Here is a 19,787-nt window from a genome sequence, read left to right on the forward strand (position 1 = left end):
CTTATTTGGTTTTTTTGAAAAATCTCCAAGGCATGATAACGGATTCGACCGCAATTGTCACGCCGGAACAAACGGCCCGGAAAACGTGAACGACCGGATGCAGGGCGCGGTATAGTGCGGGAGACTGCTCATACCACAGGCTCGACACGACGATAGCCATGATACAGGCGAACTTGAGCGGAATGCCGAGATGCCATTCGATGCCGAACTGCGCCAGAGACATCTCCGTAATCAACGCCATGCCGACGAAGCCGACCAGCAGGAAAGCCGTATACTTCAGGATCGGATGCTTCTCCAAAATGCCGATGCACCAGCCCGCCACGACGCGAAGCGCGATAATGCCGATGAACACGCCAAGGCAGACAACCCAGATATGCAATTCCGCAGGAATGCGCTTCTCGCCGTTCACCATGGCGACCGCCGCCACCACGTTATCGATTGAAAGGGAAAGATCCATCAGCTCAATACTGCAAATCGTGGCAATGAAGCTCTTGCCCGCGAGCTTCGCCACCTGCCCGCTCTCATCGTGCGATTCCTCCTTCGGATGCAGCATCAGGTGCTCGCAGGCCAGATAGATCAGATACGCAGCCCCGAACCACTTCACCCACATATTGTGCATGAGCCATGCCGCAGTCGCCAGAGCGATACCGCGGAACAGATAGGCGCCGATGATCCCCCAGCGAAGCGCCGGCTTCTGCTGGTGCTTGGGCAGGTGCGCCGCCATGGCGGCAATCCCCAGCGCATTATCCACGGACAAAAGTCCTTCAATCAAAATCAGGCCGAGAATCAGGAGGCCCGCTGCCGTATAAAACCCGTCTGGCAGGTTTTCGAACGTCGTCAATATATCCGCAATCATTGCTGGCGCGAGAATAACAGGACACGGGAATACTGGCAAGCTCCTCTGCCGTCATCTTTTGCAGGCGGAGGAGCTGCATTTGTTTTACGGCTTGACCGTGACCGCCGAAGCCGGAGTCATCTCCAGCTTGCAGCTGTCGATCGTCCATGCGGGGCGGTTCACCTTATTGCCTTCGATCAGCACATCCGCGCAGCGGCGGAGGATGAAAGGCTTCGTGTTCCAGCTGCGGTACTTATCGTCGTACGTCACCTTATTGTCCCGGAAAACGAGATCCTTCGTCGAAATGGCGAATACCAGCGGCACGTTCTGCGTCACGAACTCATTGCCCTCGATCAGCACATTGTGGTGGTAGTATTCCTTCTGATTCGCCAAATCCTTCACTTCTGGATAAATGGCAATAATGCCTTCCGTGAACTGGTAGCGCGACGTCAGATTATGCAGGAACCTGTTATTCCGGATCACCACATCCATGCAGCGGCCGCTCTCGTACCAGCCTTGCGCATCCCCGGCCAAAAGAATGGCGGAACCGGAAGAATGGTCGAACAGATTATTCTCCACGACCACCTTCTTCGGCGTGGTGAACAGGGAACCCCGGGCGCGATTGTTGCGGATGGTATTGCCATTGAAAACCACGGAAGGATAATAATCCGCATTCTCCACGGCATCTCCGGCCTTCACTCCGGCAGGCAGATCTCCTTCCAGCGTAACCAGCAATTCGTTCGTATTGAGCTTGCGAACGGATTTCACCTTCGCCGTGCTGCCGTTCTCCAACGTGCGCCCCGAGATGAAACAGAGATTTTCACCCGGCAGGAACACCTCGAACCCGACGGCCTGATAATGCATATAGCGGCATTTGATCGTATTAGGGGAAACGATTTCCTTAATCGACAAACAAGTCGAATGCACATTGATCGCATCGTCCATCATCCCTTCGTACAGGGCTCCCTCCACCTTGATCAAGCCTTTCGTATTGGAAAAATGCGTCGCATCCGCACTGGCCGTGTACACCCGCTCCGAACCGGGGCGAATCACGCAACCGCCACCGTGGATGGTCACATTCTCGCACCGCTGCGCCAGCAGAGCCATCCCCTGCGAGCAGTGGAAGGGCACATCGTTCAGCACGGTATCGCTCGCACGGTAAATCACCATCGCGGGGTGAGGGCGTCCCCAGTTGCGGAGCACCAGCGTATCGCCCGGCTTCAACCCGCGGGCCTGCGTATCCCACTCCATCCGCACATTGCCGTTCTCCAGCTGTTCGCAGCGGCCATTCCATGAAATATCGCTCGTATCGGGGGCGATATGCAGCGTATCCTTCTGGAATGCCATGGCCGTCTGAATGCCCGACCTGCTGCCGTCGTCGTAAATGGCTTCAAACCTCCCGTTCTTCACTTCGTATGGAAACAGCTTCCTGTCCAGAGAAAGCTCCGTACTGCCGCCCTCGTTCTTCACGATGCGGCCTTCCGAATAGAAGGGCCGCGCATAGTCGATTCCGATGCCTTCCACCTTCACGCCGCTGCTGTCCATCACCAGAAAAGGCATCATCCGGCCATGAAACACGAACACGGAACCGTTCCCCTTCAACGTCACATTCTGCAGATCCACCATCGGCACGCCGACGGGGTGAATCTCCGGCTGGTCGTGGTTCGACACATGGAAACTCATCTCCAGCGCCTCCTCACGGTCGAAATGGTATTCGCCCTTCGGCAGCTCGATCACCACCGGCCTTGAACCGCCCGCCTTGCGAGCGGCGGAGATGGCCGCGCGCAAAGCCTTGCCCGCGCCCTTCCCTTCGCCGGGTTTGATGCCGAAATCGGCCGCAGAAATGCGCACCGGGGCATCGCCGGCTGCACGCTGACCTTCCTTCCATGCAAGATCGACCCAGTCGGCGTGGTCGTTATCGCTGTTCTCTACCCAGTGAGCCATCAGGTACAGCTTGCGGGCTCCTGCAGGCAAAGCCACCTTGAACGCCTCGGCAGGCATGCCCTTCTTCATCACGGCGGACTGCCACAACACGGACGAACCGTCCATCACACGGAACTGAACAGAACCGCCTTTCGCCTCGTCGTCGATGCCGCAGGCGCCTTCCAGCACGGCGGCTGCCGCAGGCACATCCACCGGGATCATACTGATGGCATGCGTGCCGATACCGGAGGCGTACACCTTGCCGCCGATGGTCAGCGGCTTGCCTTCGACGGAAACATCACGGCGAGCCTCCCCCCACGTCTGGCGGGTCATCACGAGATCCTGATCCGAAACAACGGGCGGCAGCGCAGCGCCGGCTGCCGTACCGGCACAGGCGCACATACTCAAAAACCATGTACGAAGCATTCCATGAATACGCGTGCATGCCCTCCATTCTTTCACCTTTCCGATCATGCCTCTGCGCCCTTTCATGCAAAAACCCCGCAGAGACTTGCTCCACGGGGTTTTCCAAAGATCGGATAAATCCGGTTCTTTACCAGAACTTCCAGTAAAGAAGAAGCGTACAGATAATCACGAATACGCCGAAGACCTTGGCCTTCGAAGACGATTCGAGGCTGACTTCGTTCTTGGCAGGCAGCACGATGGCTTCGCCGCCACGGGCTGCATTCACGATGGTGAAGATGAGGCCGACCACCACGATCACGCCGAAGCAGACCGCCATGCGGTTCAGGAACGCCATATCGGGATAGGCCAGAGCCAGGGAACCGTACAGCACGGCATTGATCACGATACCCATCCAGCCGAAGCAGCGCGGGCACTTCGGCACAAAGAAGCCGAAGAGGAACACGCACAGCGCACCGGGGCTCAGGTAGCCCTGGAACTCCTGAATGTAGTTGAAGATGCCGTTGAACGACGGACTGCCGAGGAACGGAGCGATCATGAAGGCGATCAGGGCGCAGATGAGCACGCCGAACTTGCCGAAACGCACCAGAGAACGGGACGAGGCATCCTTGCGGAGCTTGTTGTAAATATCCATCGTGAGGATGGTCGATGCCGAGTTCAGCATCGAAGCCAGCGAGGACACCACCGCACCGAACAGGGCGGCCAGCACGAACCACGTCCAGCCCGTACCGGGCAGAAGCTTCTTGAGCAGCGTCGGGAAGGAAGCATCGTAGTCGAAGCCGACCAGCTTATCCGTCACGGCGTAGGTTTTGTCGTCCTTCTTGGCTTTCTTCACGAACTCTTCATTGATCTTGACGATCGGCTTGATGAGCTGGGAACGCTGTGCCATGGTCGTCGACTCGTCGGCCACGTCGGCCTGCAGGGCGGAAATGGCCGTATCCAGTTCCTTGACGACATCGGGAGACGCCTTCATCAACTCGGCGTTCTTCTTCACGAAAGCACAACCCTCCGTGGAATTCTCCATGAGATAGCTGTCCGTCACATGAATCACGGTCACGGCCCTTTTCTCGCTATTCTCGAGCTTCTTCATTTCGACGGCGTTCTTCACCACGGCTTCCGCACGGAGATCGTCACGGTACAGATTGTAGGCGAGAATGCCGGGAATCACCACCACGAACGGAATGATCAGCTTCAGGAAAGCGGCGAACACGATGCCGAGCTGGCCTTCGGCAAGGGATTTGGAAGCCAGCGTGCGCTGCATGATGTACTGGTTCAGGCCCCAGTAGAAGAAGTTCGGGATCCAGAGGCCGATGCAAAGAGCCGTCCAGGGAATATCCGGATCGTTTTCGGGACGGGCCATGTGAAGCTTGCCGCCGGCGCTGTTCACCCCATCGACCACATCGCCCGCATTGAGCTGCATCAGGCGGCTCCACGCATCGGCATCCTTGAGGGAATCGACGGTCGCACCGGAATTGGCGGAAGCGGAATGGATCAAGTGAGCCGGATCGGCGGAACCGAGAGCCTGCATGGCGAGGTAGGCCACCACACCGCCGCCCACGATGAGGCCCGCGCCCCAGATGAGGTCGGTCCAGGCACAGGCCTTCAGGCCGCCCACGAACACATAGATGGTGCCGCAGAGGGCGATGATGATACAGCCGATCAGGATCGGCCACGGGAACGCGATGCCAGCAAGGCCGAGCTCAAACGAACCCATGTCGCTGCTGAAGAAGAAGACGGAAATCACCTTCGCGCCGGAGTAGATCACACCTGCCGTCGGCACGCCGACGAGAATGACGAGAGTCGCCAGAGCCATGATGGCGCGGGCTCCCGTATTGTAGCGGTATTCGAGGAATTCCGGAATGGTGTACACACCGCCGCGCAAAAGCTTGGGCAGGAAGAAGAAGGCAACGACGACGAGCGTGATGGCCGCAAGCCATTCATAGGAGGCGATGGCCATGCCGAGCCAGTCGGCGGCCTTGCCCGACATGCCGACGAACTGCTCCGTCGAGATATTGGCGGCGATCAGGGAGAAGCCGACGAGCCACCAGGACAGGCCACGGCCTGCAAGGAAGTAGTCGGACGCGCCCTTGTCCGTGTCTTCGCTGTCTTTTTCATCACGGCTTTTCCAGATGCCGAGGAAAATGACGCCGATGACGACGACGCAGAACACGATGGCTTCCCACACGGAAATCATGGGTTGCTTGTTGGCTTCGACGGCAGGAACCGGAGCAGCCTTGGCTTCAGCGGTTGCCGCCTGTTCCACAACGGCCGCAGCAGGTGCGGGCTGTGCGGCAGCCGGAGCGGCGGCAGGTGCCGCAGGCGCAGTTTCGGCCGCTACTGCCTGCACCGGAGCCGGATCGACCGGAGCGGGTGCAGCTTCCTGAGCCCATGCGCCCATCCCGACGAGGGAGAGGAGGCCCAATGCGAGTTTGATCTTGTTCATATGATCACAGGTATAAGTAAAAAAGTTTTATTTTCTGGAGAGAACCCGGGCACCGTCGCCTGCGCGGGTCACGAGATAAATCGTCTCGATTCCGGTGGCGGCACGGTAGGCATCCAGCAGTTCCTGGCCGACCTTGTCCACATCCTTCGTCTTCACGAGAGCCACGATGCAGCCGCCGAAGCCGCCGCCCGTCATGCGTGCGCCGTAGATGGAAGAGGCGGAGGGAATACTGTCGCACAGGGAGACGAGCGTGTCCACCTCGGGGCAGGAAACTTCATAATCGTCGCGCAGGGAGGCATGGCTTCCGCGCATGGCGACGCCGGCGGCATCCCAGTTGCGCGTGGCGATCGCTCCGGCAAAAGCCTGCACGCGGTTGTTTTCACCTACCACGTGGCGGGCGCGGCGGTAGCGCACATCGCCGAGTTCGGCCTTGGCTGCTTCCACCATCTGCAGGTCGGCTTCGCGCAGGGAAGGCACGTTGAGAATACGGGCGGCTTCTTCGCACTGCTTGCGGCGCTGCCCGTAGGCTCCGTCCGCGAGAGAGTGCTTCACCGCGCTGTCGAGCACGAGCACGGAAACTTCAGGATCGTCCATCGGAATGAGCTTGTATTCCAGATCGGCGCAGTCGAGCATCAGGGCATGGCCCTTCTTGCCATGGGCGGAGACGAACTGATCCATGATCCCGCAGGGCACGTTGACGAATTCGTGTTCGACGGCCTGGCCGATCAAAGCCTTGTCCTTCGAGGAAATATCGGCGTCGAACTGGGCGGCGAGAGCCGTACAGACGGCCACTTCCAAGGCGGCGCTGGAGGAAAGGCCGCCGCCGCGCGGCACATTGCTGTCGATCAGCATATCGACGGGGCCTACTTCGATGCCGCGGCGTCCGAGCAGAGCGACCACGCCGCGCACATAGTTGGACCAGAAGGGTTCACCCTTTTCGGAAGCTTCTTCCACGGGGATTTCATAAATGGTATCGCCCAGAGAGCCGCACCAGCGGTGCTTGCCCGTAGGAGACGGGGCGACGGCAACGACGCAATTGTTTTCAAGAGCCATCGGAAGGACAAACCCGTTATTGTAATCCGTATGCTCCCCGATGAGGTTCACGCGTCCGGGAGAGGCGGCCACCACTGTCGGCTTATGACCAAAGTATTGTTCAAAATAGGGACTGATTGTCCCCACGTTGATTTCGCGTTGCTCTAAATCCATAGCGGAGTACCTATAACACAAATGAACCCGGCGACTCAATCCCAAAGTACGCACCTTGAATAAAATGTTGAGGCTTCCGCATGATCGGCGGGAAATCAACACCCGGAAAAACCAACAAAAAAAATCCGCAGGGCGAACCCTGCGGACTGACAAAACGGGAAGGCTGAGAAGCTTACTTCGCTGCACCCTGCTGCTGGGCTTCGAGAAGCTGCTGCAGCATTTCAGGCGTGAGCTGACCGCCGCCGGCCGGAGGCGTGGCGGGGGAGTTGCCGGGAATGATTTCCAGCAATTCGATGTCGAAGATCAGCGTAGAATTCGGCCCGATGATACCGGGACCGGCTTCCTTGTAGGCCAGTTCGGAGGGGATGAACACCTTCCACTTCGCACCGACAGGCATCGCCTTGAGCGCATCGGTAAAGCCGGGGATCAATTGCAGCTTGAATTCGACGGGCTTTTCCGACTTGTCGAACACGGTGCCGTCGATCAGGCGGCCTTCGTACATGAGCTTGAAGGTAGGATCGTCCCCATCTTTCTCAACATTGTATTTGACGTCGCCGCCGGGCTTCACCACGATGTACTGAACACCGGAAGGAAGGGTCTTCACACCGGGCTTCTTGGCATTTTCCTCCATGAACTTCTTGCCGGCTTCGAGATTGGCCTCGGCCTTGGCTTCATAGCGTTCGTCCATGCGCTGGCGGAAAATGTCGAGAGCGGGCTCGACTTCCTTCATCTTGTCGTCCACCTTGTTGTTCAGGCCATCCTTGATGCCCTGAAGAAGGGAGTTCGCGTCCACATCGTCCAGATTGAACGTCGGGATTTCCGCAAGCTGCTGCCCCATGCGGTGGCCGAGGAAATAGCCCACGCGCTGCTTGACAGTTTCATCGTCCAGCTTGGGGGCTTCCGCTTTCTGTTCCTTATCGGGAGCCGGAGCTGCGGCAGGGGCTGCGGGAGCATCCTGGGCCATGCCATTGAGGGAGACGGCTGCCAAGGCAGTCGCGCACATCATCTTGCGAATTGTTTTCATGTGATATCAGGAATGAATTCTTGAAGGTTGTAGGTGAGACATTGAATCACGTCCCACGTTCAAATAAAAGAAGAAAATACGCAATATCCGGCACAGGCCGCACAACGACGCAAAAAAGGCCGCAGCTTGTGCTGCGGCCCGGTAAAAAACGAGAGGAACGGAATCAAACGTCGTCCGGATCGAACCCGGCCGGCTCCTGGCGATCGGCGGGCTGCCTGTCGTCCTGGCGTTCCTGCCTTTCGTTGGCGGCGCTCACCATGAGCTCGCGGCCCATGAAGGGCTGGCCATGAAGAACTTCCACGCAGCGGGCAGCATCGCCCATCTGGTACATTTCCACAAAGCCGTAGCCCTTGGACTTGTGCGTGCGGGGGTTGTAGATGATTTCCACGCTCTTGACATCGCCGATACCCTTGAACAGTTCTTCGATATCGACTTCCGAAGCTTCGTAGGAGAGATTGCCGATGTACAGGCGGGGGCTGGAAGTCGGAGCCTTGGAGAAGGAGGCGCGGCGTTCCTTCTGCGGGGGCCTTGATTCGCCGGCGACCCGCGTATTGGTGCGGGGAGCGCTGCGCTTCACGGGCGGGGCCGGCTTGTAGAGGCCGATCGCCTTCAGCAGCTTCTGCCAGAAAGTCAGTTTGACGGGAGGCTGTTCCGGGCGAGGCATGCGGTGGCTTCCTTCGCCACGGCGGTAGTTGCTCTTGTTGTAGGAGCGACGGCGGGAACCCTGCCCTTGTCTTCCATGTGTTTGGTGTTGCGACATGTTATCGTTGGAATATGGTGTTTTGGTCGGTTGCACTGGCCGGGATGCTCATGCAAGGATACCCGGCATTTGGGGCTTCAGATACCGCTGCATACGCGGCACGGCGCGGAAAGGGAGAGACGCATGACAATACCTAACATACGCTTATTCCCGCGGAAGCTTGCTCATGCTACCCCATCGCGTCAGGATGGCAAGCACGCTTCGAGTCATCCGGCCGGAAAAAAATCGACACCCCGCATCTTACCAATCGACGGCGATTTTGACGATATTTCCGTTCCTGTCGTCGTAGAGGACATAACCGTTCTCAACCCCGAAACGGTGCACGGCCATCGTCACCTTCACATCGTAGCAGCAATAGTAGGCAATATCGATCAGCTTCGACACTTCCTTCGTCTGCTCGTACTCGGCCCACCATTTGAGGGCATCCGTACCTTCCGCCGTCTTCGTCAGGCCGAGGCTGGCCGTCGCGACGGAATCGAGCTTGAGGCGATGGCCGATTTTTTCCGACAAATCGGTGCAAAGGTCGAGGTTGCGCGTCATCTCGCCGATATTCCACAAGGTATGGGGCTGCACGACGCCGTAGTCGAAGCCGACGTGGTTGTACCCGACGACGAGATCCGCCCCGCGGAGCTGGTCGATCAGCGCACCGGTTTCCTCTTCGGTATAAATCCTGTATTCGTCGAGTTTCGTCGAATAGGTGACGGAGACGGAAATACCCATCTTGGCCGTCTGGTGCCAGCCGCCCACCTGGGCAGCCGAACGGCGCGTTTCCAAGTCGAAATAGACGATATCTTGCATGGCGTTTATCGAGGTAGGGACAAGCGGCGCATCCCTTCGTAAAGGACGACGGCCACGGCGGTGGAAAGATTCAGGCTGCGGGCATGCTCCCCGCTCATGGGGATGCGCAGGGCGGTCTCAGGATGTCCGTATATCCAGCTCTCGGGCAGGCCGCGGGACTCGGGGCCGAACACGAAGTAATCTCCATCCCTGATCGGCGCATCCCAGTGCGCCACGCTGGCCTTGGTGGAGAGGTACCAGAAACGGGCGTCCGGATCGGCCGCGGCACAAAGCTCATCCAGCGAATCCCACAGGTGAAGATCCACATACTGCCAGTAATCCAGCCCCGTGCGGCGGATATGCTTCTCGTCCAGGCTGAAACCCAGCGGCTTGATGAGATGCAGAGCCGAGTTTGTCGCGACGGCGAGCCTTCCGGCTGCTCCTGCGTTGTGGGGGATTTCTGGCTGAAAGAGGACGATGTGGTACACGCTTGCTTTTCTGTTCTATTCGGCGCCCCTGCGGAAAAGGACTGCAGGTATCGTACGCAAGAGCAGCCGGATGTCGAGCCAGAAACTCCATGTATCGACATATTTCAGATCCTTGGCGATCAGCTGGTCGAAATCCGTCGTGGACGAACGCCCTTCGATCTGCCAGTAGCAGGTCAGGCCGGGCTTCACGCTCATGCGGCGGCGGTCCTTGATGTTCGGCAGGGCCGCCGTTTCGTACACGGGCAGCGGGCGGGGGCCGACGAGGCTCATATCGCCCGTCAACACATTGAACAGCTGGGGAAGTTCATCGATGGATGTTTTACGGATGAAGCTGCCGAAGCGGAAAATGCGGGGATCGTTCTTCAGCTTGAAGATGGGGCCCGACATATCGTTGCCATATTCGCGCTTTACTTCCTCCAGCCGCTGTTCCGCATCCACGTACATCGACCGGAATTTCCACATATTGAACGGCTTGCCATACAAGCCGGAGCGTTTCTGCTTGTAGAAGACGGGGCCCTTCGGATCGGACACCTTGATGCCGATGATCGCAATCAGCCACAAGGGGCTGCTCACCAGCAGCAGGCAGAGCGCCCCCACCTTGTCCAGCACGTTCTTGAAGAACATCTGCCACGACAACACGGGCGCATTGCGGAAAATGAGGAAACCCTTGTTCCCCACGGTTTCATAACGGGGCATCTTTTCCGTGGCGGAGAGATTATCGACGCACAGGCAAACATCGATCCCCTGCAGATCGCACAGTTCACAGGCCTCCCTCGTGAGCATCGCCTCGGCCAGCTTGCCGAACACGACCACCTGCTCCACGCTGTGCACGACGATCAGCTGCTCGAACTCGTCGAGCGTCATCATGTCGGGATCGTAAACACCCACCACGTTGAACGACTTTCTCCAGTCGTCCGGCAACGATTCCCACATCGCCATCTGCTTGGAATGCTTGCCCATCAGTACAACGCTCGTCAACTGCTCCGCATCGGCATGCTCGCGGGTCATATACCGGTAGCAGAGATAGTACCGCACGAACAAAACGATCGGCACCAGCGCACAACCGACCCACAACAGGCGCTTCACATTGAGGTCGATGGACTGCAGCCACAGCAGGTACAGAGACAGCAGCACGCCCACACAAACCATGAACTTGCACAATTGCTGGACGGCGCGGGCCGGCCGCTGCAAATTGCGTTTCCGGTAAAATCCGTACCGCTCCAGGATCAAAGGCACAGCCACCACCACCGTCCACACCTTCCACGGAGCCCAGTCGAACGCATCCGGATAAAACACCCCTTCCCAATGGAACAATGGCGCAAGCAGCACGACAAGATGGCATGAAACCCAAATGGAAAGAGCCACAAGCCCCATATCGAGCACCTTGAAAAAGCGGATGTAAAACGAGCTGTCTTTTGTCATGAAAAATATAGAGAGAGAAACCTGCGAAAAGATTAGCATTGTTGCAACAAATGTCAAGACTTGCCTGCACACGCGTATAACAGAATACGGAACTCAACATGAGGACCATAGAAAAATAACCGGACAAACTCCTGTTTTCCGGAGCCGCCGAGCGGCGCAGCTGCGGTCAGGCAAGCCCCAGCACCCGCCTGATGGCAGCGCGTTTCAGGCCGAATTCGCGCCATTCGTGCGTCACGGACGACGCTTCCACAATCCCCCCGCCAGCCGTCAGCGACAGGCGGTTCCCCCTCCACTCCACGCCGCGGATGGCGACCAGCATGATTACCTCCCCATCCATGCCGAGGCCGAACGGGGCCCCGAAAGACGCCGGGCAGCGCAGCCTCTCCCGCCACTGCTTCAGCAGGCCGAGAGTCTCCGGCGTGCAGGGCTGGCACCCCAGTGCGGGAGTGGGGTGCAACAGATTCAGCCAGAAACCGGGCGACAGGTCTTCATCGGCATCCAGAGCCAAGGGAGTCAGAAAATGCACCAGAGAACCCAGCTCCATGATCCCCCTAGGCGCACGCACCAGATTGCCGTGCGGCGAGAGACGGGAGAGGAGCGCCCGAACGACGATCTCATGCTCGTGAATTTCCTTGGCATCGTCGCGGAACACCTCGATATCCTCCGGCCGGGCGGTTCCCGCCAGAGCCATCGTCTCCAGCCGCCTGCCCCTCTGGCGGAACAGAATCTCGGGAGTCGCGCCGCAGATACCGCGATCGCCCTCCCAAAAGGCATAGGGATACAGGTAATCCGGCGCAGAAGCCGCAGCAAGCACGATTTCCTTTGGAGAATGCCCTTCGCCGATCACTCCCTTTTCCGCCACGGCAGGCACCGTCTTCACCAGTCGTCCGGATTTCAACTCGCGGGCAATTTCTTCAAAGACCTGCACGAATGCCGCAGGGGACGGAGCCTCCCATTGCACGGGCAACGGCTCCTTCCGGAGACAAGACTCGGACAGGACGACAACCTCCGAAGGAATCTTCCAGGGCTTTGCCGCCGAGAGGAAAAAATCGTTCACATAAAAGGCCGTCCTGCCTTCCGGCCAGTCGGCGCACTCCTCGAACGGCCCCACACCGATCACAAGCCCCTTCTCCGGGTGGCGGAACATCGCGCCTGCCGGGCATTGGATGATCTCTTCCGCCTTCATCGCCTACTTCGTCCGAGGTTCATCCTCCAGCAGGGCGTCCACGCGGGCGCGATCCATATCGGCCGGGCACAAGGTCAGGCGCACCCGGTCGCCGGGTTTCAGCAGATCGCGCAGAGGGGCCTGTTTTTTCTCCACGAAAGCCACGCACTCCTTGCCGTTGGGCAAGCTGGCATGAAACGCCGTTTCGGCGAAACGGTCGATCACAATGCCCGTGCATTCGATGAAATTCGACGGATGAATGATTCTTTTCATAACTGGGACTTTCGTTCAAAGAGGAAGCTTTTTCAGCGCATCGCTTGCGGTATCAAGAGCCTTTCCGGCGCCGTCCACAGCCTTATTGAGCAAGCCGCCGGGCTGGTCTTCATCCTTCTTGCCGTCTTCCTCCTCTTCACCGGCTTCCTTATCGCCGCCCGAGGGCGAGACGAGATTCTTCAGAGTACCGGCAGCCGTATTCGCCACTCCGGCAGCAGCATTCGTCGCGGCGCCGAGAGTCGCCGAACCGAGAGCGGAAAAAGCCCTCACCACGAGATCGTCTTCCGGAGCGTCTATCGTACCCGAAAGGTTCATATTGGCCCAGAGCATACCCCCGTCAGGCTCGTGACGCACATTGAACACGGCCTCCTTGAGCATCGGCACCATCTCGACGTAACGGGCCGGAATGCCGATCTGGAGCGTGCCGCTCAAGCGCCTGTCCTGCCCGATGATGGCATAGCCCTTCACATGAATCATCCCCTTGCTGACGACGTTGATATTCCGAATCATCCACGCATTGCGGATATTCTTCTCTGGATCGTTGTACGGGAAGGAAAAAGTCGCCCCGGCCTCGTCCAGCGAAAGGCTCCGGTAACGCTCGTCCCAGAGCGTCGAAAGGCGTTCAAGCACGGGCAGAGCCGTCAACCGGCCGCCAACCAGATTCACCTTGCCCGAAACGTGGCGGATGCCCGAAGCATCGCCGTCCATCCGCACATTCCCGAGGAGGGAGCCAGTCAGCTTCTTCTTCCAGTCCGGATTGAGCAGACGCTCCACATTGGCATTGTTTACGCGCAGCAACAGGCTCCAAAGATTGTCGGTGCGATCCCACGAAGCACGCTCCAGCACGATATTGCCGGGATTCGTCCGGAAAATACCGTCGCGCAGCTCCAGATTGCCGTTCGTGTAGGAAGCGGTCATGGATTCCAGCTCGGACTCGCGCACCCATTCCAGAGGAAGCTTCAACGTGCCGCCCTGAATGGAAGCCGAAAAGGAATCCAGCTTGAGGCCCGGCTTGACAGTCACCCTGGCATTCTGCAGGGAATAGGAGCTGGGGCCGTCCACCGCGTCCACATCCAGCTGGCGGATGATAACCCGGTCAACCCGCGTCTTATTCGGGGCGAAGGAATCGAAGAAACCTTTCTCGACAGCCTCGTAGGCAGGCAGCTCGACATCGCGGCGGGAGAGATCGAGCCGCACATCCAGCGACCTGATGTTCAGCATCGGGATATGGCACAGACGGTCCCACAGGGCGGAGCGGTTGAGGCTCACCTCGATATCACGCGCATCGGCCATATTCAGCGCGCCGCGCATTTCCACCTGCGCCTTCGGCATGCCGATCTTGCCGCCTGCCCAGTCGAGATTGCCCAGCGCCACGTGGTCGGCGCGCAATTCGCGCATGAAGCGGTCTTCCAGAGAAGAGCGGAAGGAAGAGCCGGAAAGATAGGAAGTCAGCCACAGGTAGCCGCCCCCGACGGCCAGCAGGCAAACCAGCACCAGCGCGGCCGCGATGATCGTCAGCCTGCGTTTCCAGTTCACGCCCGTCTTGGGTCCCTTGCTCTTTCGTCTGCGCCGTGCCATAGTGTCGTCACAGCCTAGCATGCGCCCCAGCCGTTTTCAAGCATGGAATTAGCGCTTTTGAGGCAATGCTTCCGGCTGGCGCAGAATCGTTTCTCCGGGTTTTGCCAGATTGGCCCGGTCGCGCGCCACATTTTCAAAATACTCAGGATCAGCCATCCACCGGAACTCGTTGCGGGCCTTCTCGTGGTCGGCCTTGGCATCCTCCAGCTTACCCTGCATCGCAGCCTTGTCCTGCTCCAGCCGCCGCAGATCCCGCAACGGGCGGAAGACGATCAGCGTCAGCAGGAAAAACAGAATCACCAGCAGAATGATCCCCATCACCGGAAGAAGGCTTTTCAGGCCGTCGGCGCGTGCCGCGCGGCGCATCTCCACCTCTTCCAGCGTGGGGCGTTGCCGGTGTCTGTGAAACAGTCGAAACATAACTTGCTGCTCGACCGCATTATAGACTAAAACTTCATGATGGTGCCAGCATAAATGGCGTCTTCATAAAGATCTTCCTCGATACGAAGAAGCTGGTTGTACTTGGCGAGCCTGTCGGAACGACTCAGGGAACCCGTCTTGATCTGCCCCGCATTCGTCGCCACGGCGAGATCGGCGATGGTGGAATCCTCCGTTTCGCCCGAGCGGTGTGAAATCACGGCGGTATAGCGATTCGTGCGCGCCAGCTCGACGGCATCGAGCGTCTCCGTCAGCGTGCCGATCTGATTCACCTTCACGAGAATGGAATTGGCCACCCCCTGATCGATGCCCTTGCGCAGGAAATCGACATTCGTCACGAACAAATCGTCGCCCACGAGCTGCATCGTCCTGCCGAGCTCGTCGGTCAGCACCTTCCAGCCTGCCCAGTCGTTTTCCGCGCAACCGTCCTCGATCGACACGATGGGGAACTTCGCCTGCAACTCCTTGTAGTACGCCACGAGATCGGCGGCCGTCCGGCGGCTCTGATCCGATTTCTTGAACACATACAGGCCGGATTCCGCATCGTAGAACTCCGAAGAAGCCACATCCAGCGCAATCGCGATATCCTCGCCGGGCCGGTAGCCCGCCTTCTCGATCGCCTTCATGATACATTCCAGCGCATCGTCGGCCGATTTCAGCGTCGGGGCGAAACCGCCTTCGTCGCCTACGGTCGTTGCCAGCCCGCGGTCGTGCAACACGGATTTCAGAGCATGGAACACCTCCACACCATAGCGCAACGCCTCCTTGAAAGTCGGCGCGCCCTTCGGCACGATCATGAACTCCTGGAAATCGATCGGAGCGTCGGAATGGGCTCCGCCATTGATAATATTCATCATCGGCACAGGAAGAACCTTCGCATTCGGGCCGCCGAGATAGCGGTGAAGAGGCACACCGAGCTGCTGGGCCGCCGCGCGTGCAATAGCCAGAGAAACGCCGAGAATGGCGTTGGCACCGAGGCGAGCCTTGTTCGGCGTACCGTCGAGATTGATCAAAAGATGATCGAGATAAACCTGATCCGTCGCCCGCATGCCGGCCAGCTCGGGAGCAATGATATCGTTCACATTATCCACGGCCTTCTGCACGCCCTTGCCGAGATAGCGGCTCTTGTCCCCATCGCGCAACTCCCATGCCTCATGCTCGCCCGTAGAGGCTCCGCTGGGCACCGCCGCACGGCCTACGGCGCCGCCTGCCAGGCGGACATCGACCTCGACGGTGGGATTGCCGCGAGAATCCAGAATTTCGCGGGCTTTTGTTTCTGTAATGAACAGATCTTTTTCCATAGTACCGCTTGGACACGAAGAACAGGAGAGGCGTTCAAAGAAAGTTTGTTCTAACTAACTCTCATTCCCCTGACTTCTCTCCCTGAAAAGCAACGGGCGGAGCCGCCCCTTCGGAACAGGCCCCGCCCGGAAACAGGCAACTGTTTGACCGCATCAGGCCATGCGATTGTGCGCATCGGCTTCCACAGCCTTCCACAGCGAATCCTCCGCGGCCTGCACGGCCTTGCGGGATTCCTGCACATCGGCACCCGGCGCACCGTGGCCGAACAGGTAATACTTGATCTTCGGCTCTGTACCGGAAGGGCGCACGGCAAAGCTGCGGCCGTCTTCCAGATCGACAAAAAGCATCTTCTCCGCCGGAATGGGATCGCCTTCGGCATCCACCATATCGCCCTTCGAGAAATCGCGAATCGCCTTCACCGCAGAACCGTCCACCTCCACGGGAGGATGATCGGCGTAGGACTGCGCCAGAGCGGCAATCTTCGCCGCACCGTCCGCACCCTCCATCACGATGGACTTGCCGCCTTCGAGATGCACACCGTACTTCCCGAACAAATCGTCCAGCAGAGCCGTCAAATTCGTACCGTGGTTCGAGGCATAGGCCGCCAGCTCGGCCACCAGCAGCGCGGCGGCATTCGCATCCTTGTCGCGCACGAAATCCTGAGCCAGATAACCGTAGCTCTCCTCACCGCCGAACACGAAGAAACGGCTGAACTTGAGGCGCAGGGCGCGAGTCTCGTCCTCGCTCATGCGGCGGTAGCCGCGGCGAAGATCCTCGGGAATCGCGGCTTCGTACTTGCCGAGCTTCGCGGCAATGTACTTGAAACCCGTCAGCACATTCACCACGGGAATACCGTAGCTCTCGCCGATCGCATCCTGCAGGGGAGTCGTCACAAACGTCTTCACCATCACCGTGTGATCGAGATTGTCCGGAGAAATCATGCCCAGCTCAAGCATCGTCATGCAGCGGTACCAGGCCAGCAGAGAGCCGATCTGATTACCCGTCATCAGCTTCATCTCGCCCGAAGCATCGCGCACGGCAATACCCATGCGGTCCGCATCAGGATCGGTCGCAATCACGATCTCCGCACCGATGCGGTCGGCCTGCTCAATCCCCATCGCAAGGGCTGAAGCATTCTCGGGATTCGGAGAAGCCACCGTCGGAAAACGCCCGTCCAGCACATCCTGCTCGGCTACCGTCGTCACCTTGCAGCCCAGCTCGCGCAGCAAAGGCACGATACAGCGGCCGCCCGTGCCGTGAAGATTCGTATAAACCACATTCGCGCCGCCCTGCTCGAACTCGCCGGGACGAAGAATAATCGTCTTCAGGCGATCCATGAACACGCGGTCGAACTCCGGGCCAAGCACGCGCACGGAACCGCGCTCCGCCTCGGGAAGAGGCTCGTAGGAATCGGAAGACAGAGCATTCACCTCCTGAATCACCCCCATGTCATGCGGAGCGATCAACTGCGAACCGTCGCGGAAATACGCCTTGAAACCGTTATCGTGCGCCGGATTGTGGCTCGCCGTCAGCACCACCCCGGTATCTGCGCCCAGCTCGCGGATGGCGAAGGACACCTCCGGAGTCGAACACGGGCCGTCGAACAACGCCACATCGCAACCCAGATCGCAGGCGATGCGGGCGCAGAACTCCGCAAAATCGCGGGAGAAATGGCGAGTATCGTGCCCGATCACGATCAGGGGCTTGCGATTGCCGCCTTCCGCCGCCACGAAACGGCTCATATAAATAATCAGGCCGCGCATCGCGCGCCCCACATTGAAATAATTCATCGACGCCGTACCGACGCAGGGGAACTCCGGCCTGCCGTTCGGGCCGCCATGCCCCTGCTCCGCCTTCGTCACCGCCTTGCCGATCGTCCGGCCCCGCAACCCTCCGGTCCCGAAAGCCAGAGTCTTGTAAAAACGGTCGTTCAATTCCTGCCACTCCCCGGCCTCGGCCAGCTCCCGGATGGACACCGGAACCACGGGATCCTTCGAACCCGCCAGCAAAAGATTGATATTCTCAAGAGACGAGGCCAGCAGCCTGCCATCGGCCACCGCCTTTTCAAGCAACGGATGCAATATGCTTTCCATGGAGCGAATCATACAGATTCACTCACTCAACACAAGAACAAGCTGCGGCAGCGACGGCGAAAGCCGCCGCCCGGGATATCAACGGCGAACCTCCCGCCATCCCTTGCAAACGGCGACTCCCGCATCCGCGATGTCAAACGACAGTCACACTTCGATTGCGTTTTCGCTTGACCTTTGGCGCGTATCGGTATTTGATCCCTCCACGCGAAATTTTCCGACGCCATGCTCGTTCAACAACTCAAATCGAAAATTCACCGCGCCATGATCACCCGTGGCGATGTCGAATACGAAGGCAGTATCGAGATTCCGCAGGATCTGATGGAAGCCGCCAACCTGTGGCCGGGAGAAAAGGTGCTCGTCGCCTCCGTCACCTCCGGCAACCGCCTTGAAACCTATGCACTTGTCGGCCCTCCCGGCACGGGCAACATCATCATGAACGGCGGCGCCGCCCACCTCATCAAAACAGGTGAACGCGTCGTCATTATGAGCTTCGCGATGGACGACAAACCCATCATCCCGACGAAAATCGTTTGCAACGAACTCAACGAAATCATTTCCTAGGCTTTACAAAATCTTTTTTTTCAGTTAATCTGTCCTGCCATGCTTGTTATCGCCGATCTTCTCAATATCAGCATCTACATTTCGTTTGCCGTGCTGTTCGTCGTCAGCGCCCTGCTGCTGCTTGTCGTCCTCATGCAGAGGCCCAAGCAGGAAGGCCTTGGCGCAGCATTCGGCGCAGCCATGACCGACCAGGCCTTCGGCGCACGTACCACGGATGTCCTCAAGAAAGCCACCGTCCTCTTCGGCACGCTGTTCTTCATCGTCTGCCTCGCCCTCGGCATCATGCTGAGCAAAGCCTTCAAGAAAGAACAATCCTCCCTGAGCAATCGGGCGACCGCCACCAAAAAGGCCGAACCGGCCAAGCCTGCCACGGAAAACATCGGCGCCCTCCTCAATCAGCAGCCTGCCGCTGCCGATGCCGCCAAACCGGAAGAAACGCCCGCACCGGCTCCCGCCGAAACACCTGCACAGCCGGCAGCCCAGCCCGCAGCTCCGGCTCAGCCTGCTGCACCCGCAGCCGAAGGAGACAAAGCTCCGGCCACTCAACCGGCAGTAGCCTGACATCCGAGACATTCCGCTTTTTTCTCAGGACGGGTTTACCCCGTCCTTTTTTCTTGATACAACAGCCATGAAAACACCATCCATCCTGATTTCCGACGACCGGAGCAAACTCCAGTTCGACGTCATCTGCCGCTTCCTGAACGACCACTCCTACTGGGCCAAAACGCGTTCCCACGCCATGATCGAAGAAAGCTTCGACGGCTCCCGCTGGGTCTTCGGCATGTACGACGAGGAAAACGGAGTCCAGGTAGGAGGAGCGCGAGTCGTCAGCGACGGCTGCACCTTCGGCTACGTAACCGATGTCTTCATCGTGCCGGAATTCCAGGGCAAAGGGCTCGGTTCCCGCCTGCTGGCCGCCGTCATGGAAAATCCCGAAGTTGCCCGCGTCGGACGCATGGCCCTGCTCACAGAAACTCCGGAATTCTATGCGCCGTTCGGCTTCTCAGTCCACGGTGCCGGCGACCCCATGGAATTCATGCAGCGCAAACTGCCGGACTTCCTCTAAACCGAACCCT

Annotated in this window: 18 protein-coding genes; 3 read left to right on the forward strand and 15 right to left on the reverse strand. The window is 58.9% G+C overall.

The window, feature by feature from the left end:
• Position 1 precedes the first annotated feature (1 nt).
• The 15 genes from AC781_RS00245 to AC781_RS00315 all read right to left on the reverse strand — a co-directional run bounded on the left by AC781_RS00245 (position 2) and on the right by AC781_RS00315 (position 18,150).
• On the reverse strand, positions 2–856 hold the full coding sequence (locus tag AC781_RS00245) for a TerC family protein (protein ID WP_067771653.1): 855 nt from the start codon (positions 854–856) through the stop codon (positions 2–4).
• Positions 857–940: 84 nt separating this feature from the next.
• Positions 941–3,160: an NPCBM/NEW2 domain-containing protein gene (locus AC781_RS00250; RefSeq protein WP_172801784.1), complete on the reverse strand. Its 2,220-nt coding sequence runs from the start codon at positions 3,158–3,160 to the stop codon at positions 941–943.
• A gap of 151 nt (positions 3,161–3,311) precedes the next feature.
• Positions 3,312–5,372 (reverse strand): sodium:solute symporter family transporter, encoded by a 2,061-nt coding sequence (locus AC781_RS00255; RefSeq protein WP_083076321.1) that lies wholly within the window; start codon positions 5,370–5,372, stop codon positions 3,312–3,314.
• A 279-nt stretch (positions 5,373–5,651) separates the two neighbouring features.
• Positions 5,652–6,830 (reverse strand): galactokinase, encoded by a 1,179-nt coding sequence (galK, locus tag AC781_RS00260; protein WP_067771662.1) that lies wholly within the window; start codon positions 6,828–6,830, stop codon positions 5,652–5,654.
• 172 nt (positions 6,831–7,002) lie between these two features.
• Complete coding sequence (locus tag AC781_RS00265; protein WP_067771665.1) at positions 7,003–7,854, reverse strand: FKBP-type peptidyl-prolyl cis-trans isomerase N-terminal domain-containing protein; 852 nt, start codon at positions 7,852–7,854, stop codon at positions 7,003–7,005.
• A 163-nt stretch (positions 7,855–8,017) separates the two neighbouring features.
• A complete protein-coding gene (locus AC781_RS13180; protein WP_083076302.1) occupies positions 8,018–8,614 on the reverse strand; it encodes an RNA recognition motif domain-containing protein in 597 nt (198 codons plus the stop codon).
• A gap of 240 nt (positions 8,615–8,854) precedes the next feature.
• Positions 8,855–9,412, reverse strand: a complete 558-nt coding sequence (locus AC781_RS00275) for a ribonuclease H-like domain-containing protein (RefSeq protein WP_067771668.1) — start codon at positions 9,410–9,412, stop codon at positions 8,855–8,857.
• A gap of 5 nt (positions 9,413–9,417) precedes the next feature.
• Complete coding sequence (locus AC781_RS00280; protein ID WP_067771671.1) at positions 9,418–9,879, reverse strand: tRNA (cytidine(34)-2'-O)-methyltransferase; 462 nt, start codon at positions 9,877–9,879, stop codon at positions 9,418–9,420.
• A gap of 15 nt (positions 9,880–9,894) precedes the next feature.
• Positions 9,895–11,301 carry a sugar transferase gene (locus tag AC781_RS00285; RefSeq protein WP_067771674.1) on the reverse strand — a complete coding sequence of 469 codons (1,407 nt, stop codon included), beginning with the start codon at positions 11,299–11,301 and terminating at the stop codon, positions 9,895–9,897.
• A 166-nt stretch (positions 11,302–11,467) separates the two neighbouring features.
• Positions 11,468–12,487, reverse strand: a complete 1,020-nt coding sequence (locus AC781_RS00290; protein ID WP_067771677.1) for a chorismate-binding protein — start codon at positions 12,485–12,487, stop codon at positions 11,468–11,470.
• A gap of 3 nt (positions 12,488–12,490) precedes the next feature.
• Positions 12,491–12,739 carry a hypothetical protein gene (locus tag AC781_RS00295; protein WP_067771681.1) on the reverse strand — a complete coding sequence of 83 codons (249 nt, stop codon included), beginning with the start codon at positions 12,737–12,739 and terminating at the stop codon, positions 12,491–12,493.
• 15 nt (positions 12,740–12,754) lie between these two features.
• Positions 12,755–14,317: a hypothetical protein gene (locus AC781_RS00300; protein ID WP_067771685.1), complete on the reverse strand. Its 1,563-nt coding sequence runs from the start codon at positions 14,315–14,317 to the stop codon at positions 12,755–12,757.
• Between the two features lie 48 nt (positions 14,318–14,365).
• Entirely contained in the window at positions 14,366–14,737 is a 372-nt protein-coding gene (locus AC781_RS00305; protein WP_083076303.1) for an FtsB family cell division protein, read from the reverse strand.
• A 26-nt stretch (positions 14,738–14,763) separates the two neighbouring features.
• Complete coding sequence (eno, locus tag AC781_RS00310; RefSeq protein ID WP_067771691.1) at positions 14,764–16,056, reverse strand: phosphopyruvate hydratase; 1,293 nt, start codon at positions 16,054–16,056, stop codon at positions 14,764–14,766.
• Between the two features lie 153 nt (positions 16,057–16,209).
• A complete protein-coding gene (locus AC781_RS00315; protein ID WP_067771987.1) occupies positions 16,210–18,150 on the reverse strand; it encodes a phospho-sugar mutase in 1,941 nt (646 codons plus the stop codon).
• 222 nt (positions 18,151–18,372) lie between these two features.
• Here AC781_RS00315 and AC781_RS00320 point away from each other — a divergent pair, with 222 nt between their 5' ends.
• The 3 genes from AC781_RS00320 to AC781_RS00330 all read left to right on the forward strand — a co-directional run bounded on the left by AC781_RS00320 (position 18,373) and on the right by AC781_RS00330 (position 19,777).
• The gene (locus tag AC781_RS00320) at positions 18,373–18,711 is read left to right on the forward strand and encodes an aspartate 1-decarboxylase (RefSeq protein ID WP_067771694.1); all 339 of its coding nucleotides are present in this window, start codon (positions 18,373–18,375) and stop codon (positions 18,709–18,711) included.
• Between the two features lie 39 nt (positions 18,712–18,750).
• Positions 18,751–19,272, forward strand: a complete 522-nt coding sequence (gene secG, locus AC781_RS14175) for a preprotein translocase subunit SecG (protein WP_067771697.1) — start codon at positions 18,751–18,753, stop codon at positions 19,270–19,272.
• A 67-nt stretch (positions 19,273–19,339) separates the two neighbouring features.
• Positions 19,340–19,777, forward strand: a complete 438-nt coding sequence (locus tag AC781_RS00330) for a GNAT family N-acetyltransferase (protein ID WP_067771700.1) — start codon at positions 19,340–19,342, stop codon at positions 19,775–19,777.
• The last annotated feature ends 10 nt before the right edge of the window (positions 19,778–19,787 follow it).

The organism is Neoakkermansia glycaniphila (assembly GCF_001683795.1).
In the GTDB taxonomy this organism is placed as follows: Bacteria; Verrucomicrobiota; Verrucomicrobiia; order Verrucomicrobiales; family Akkermansiaceae; genus Akkermansia; species Akkermansia glycaniphila.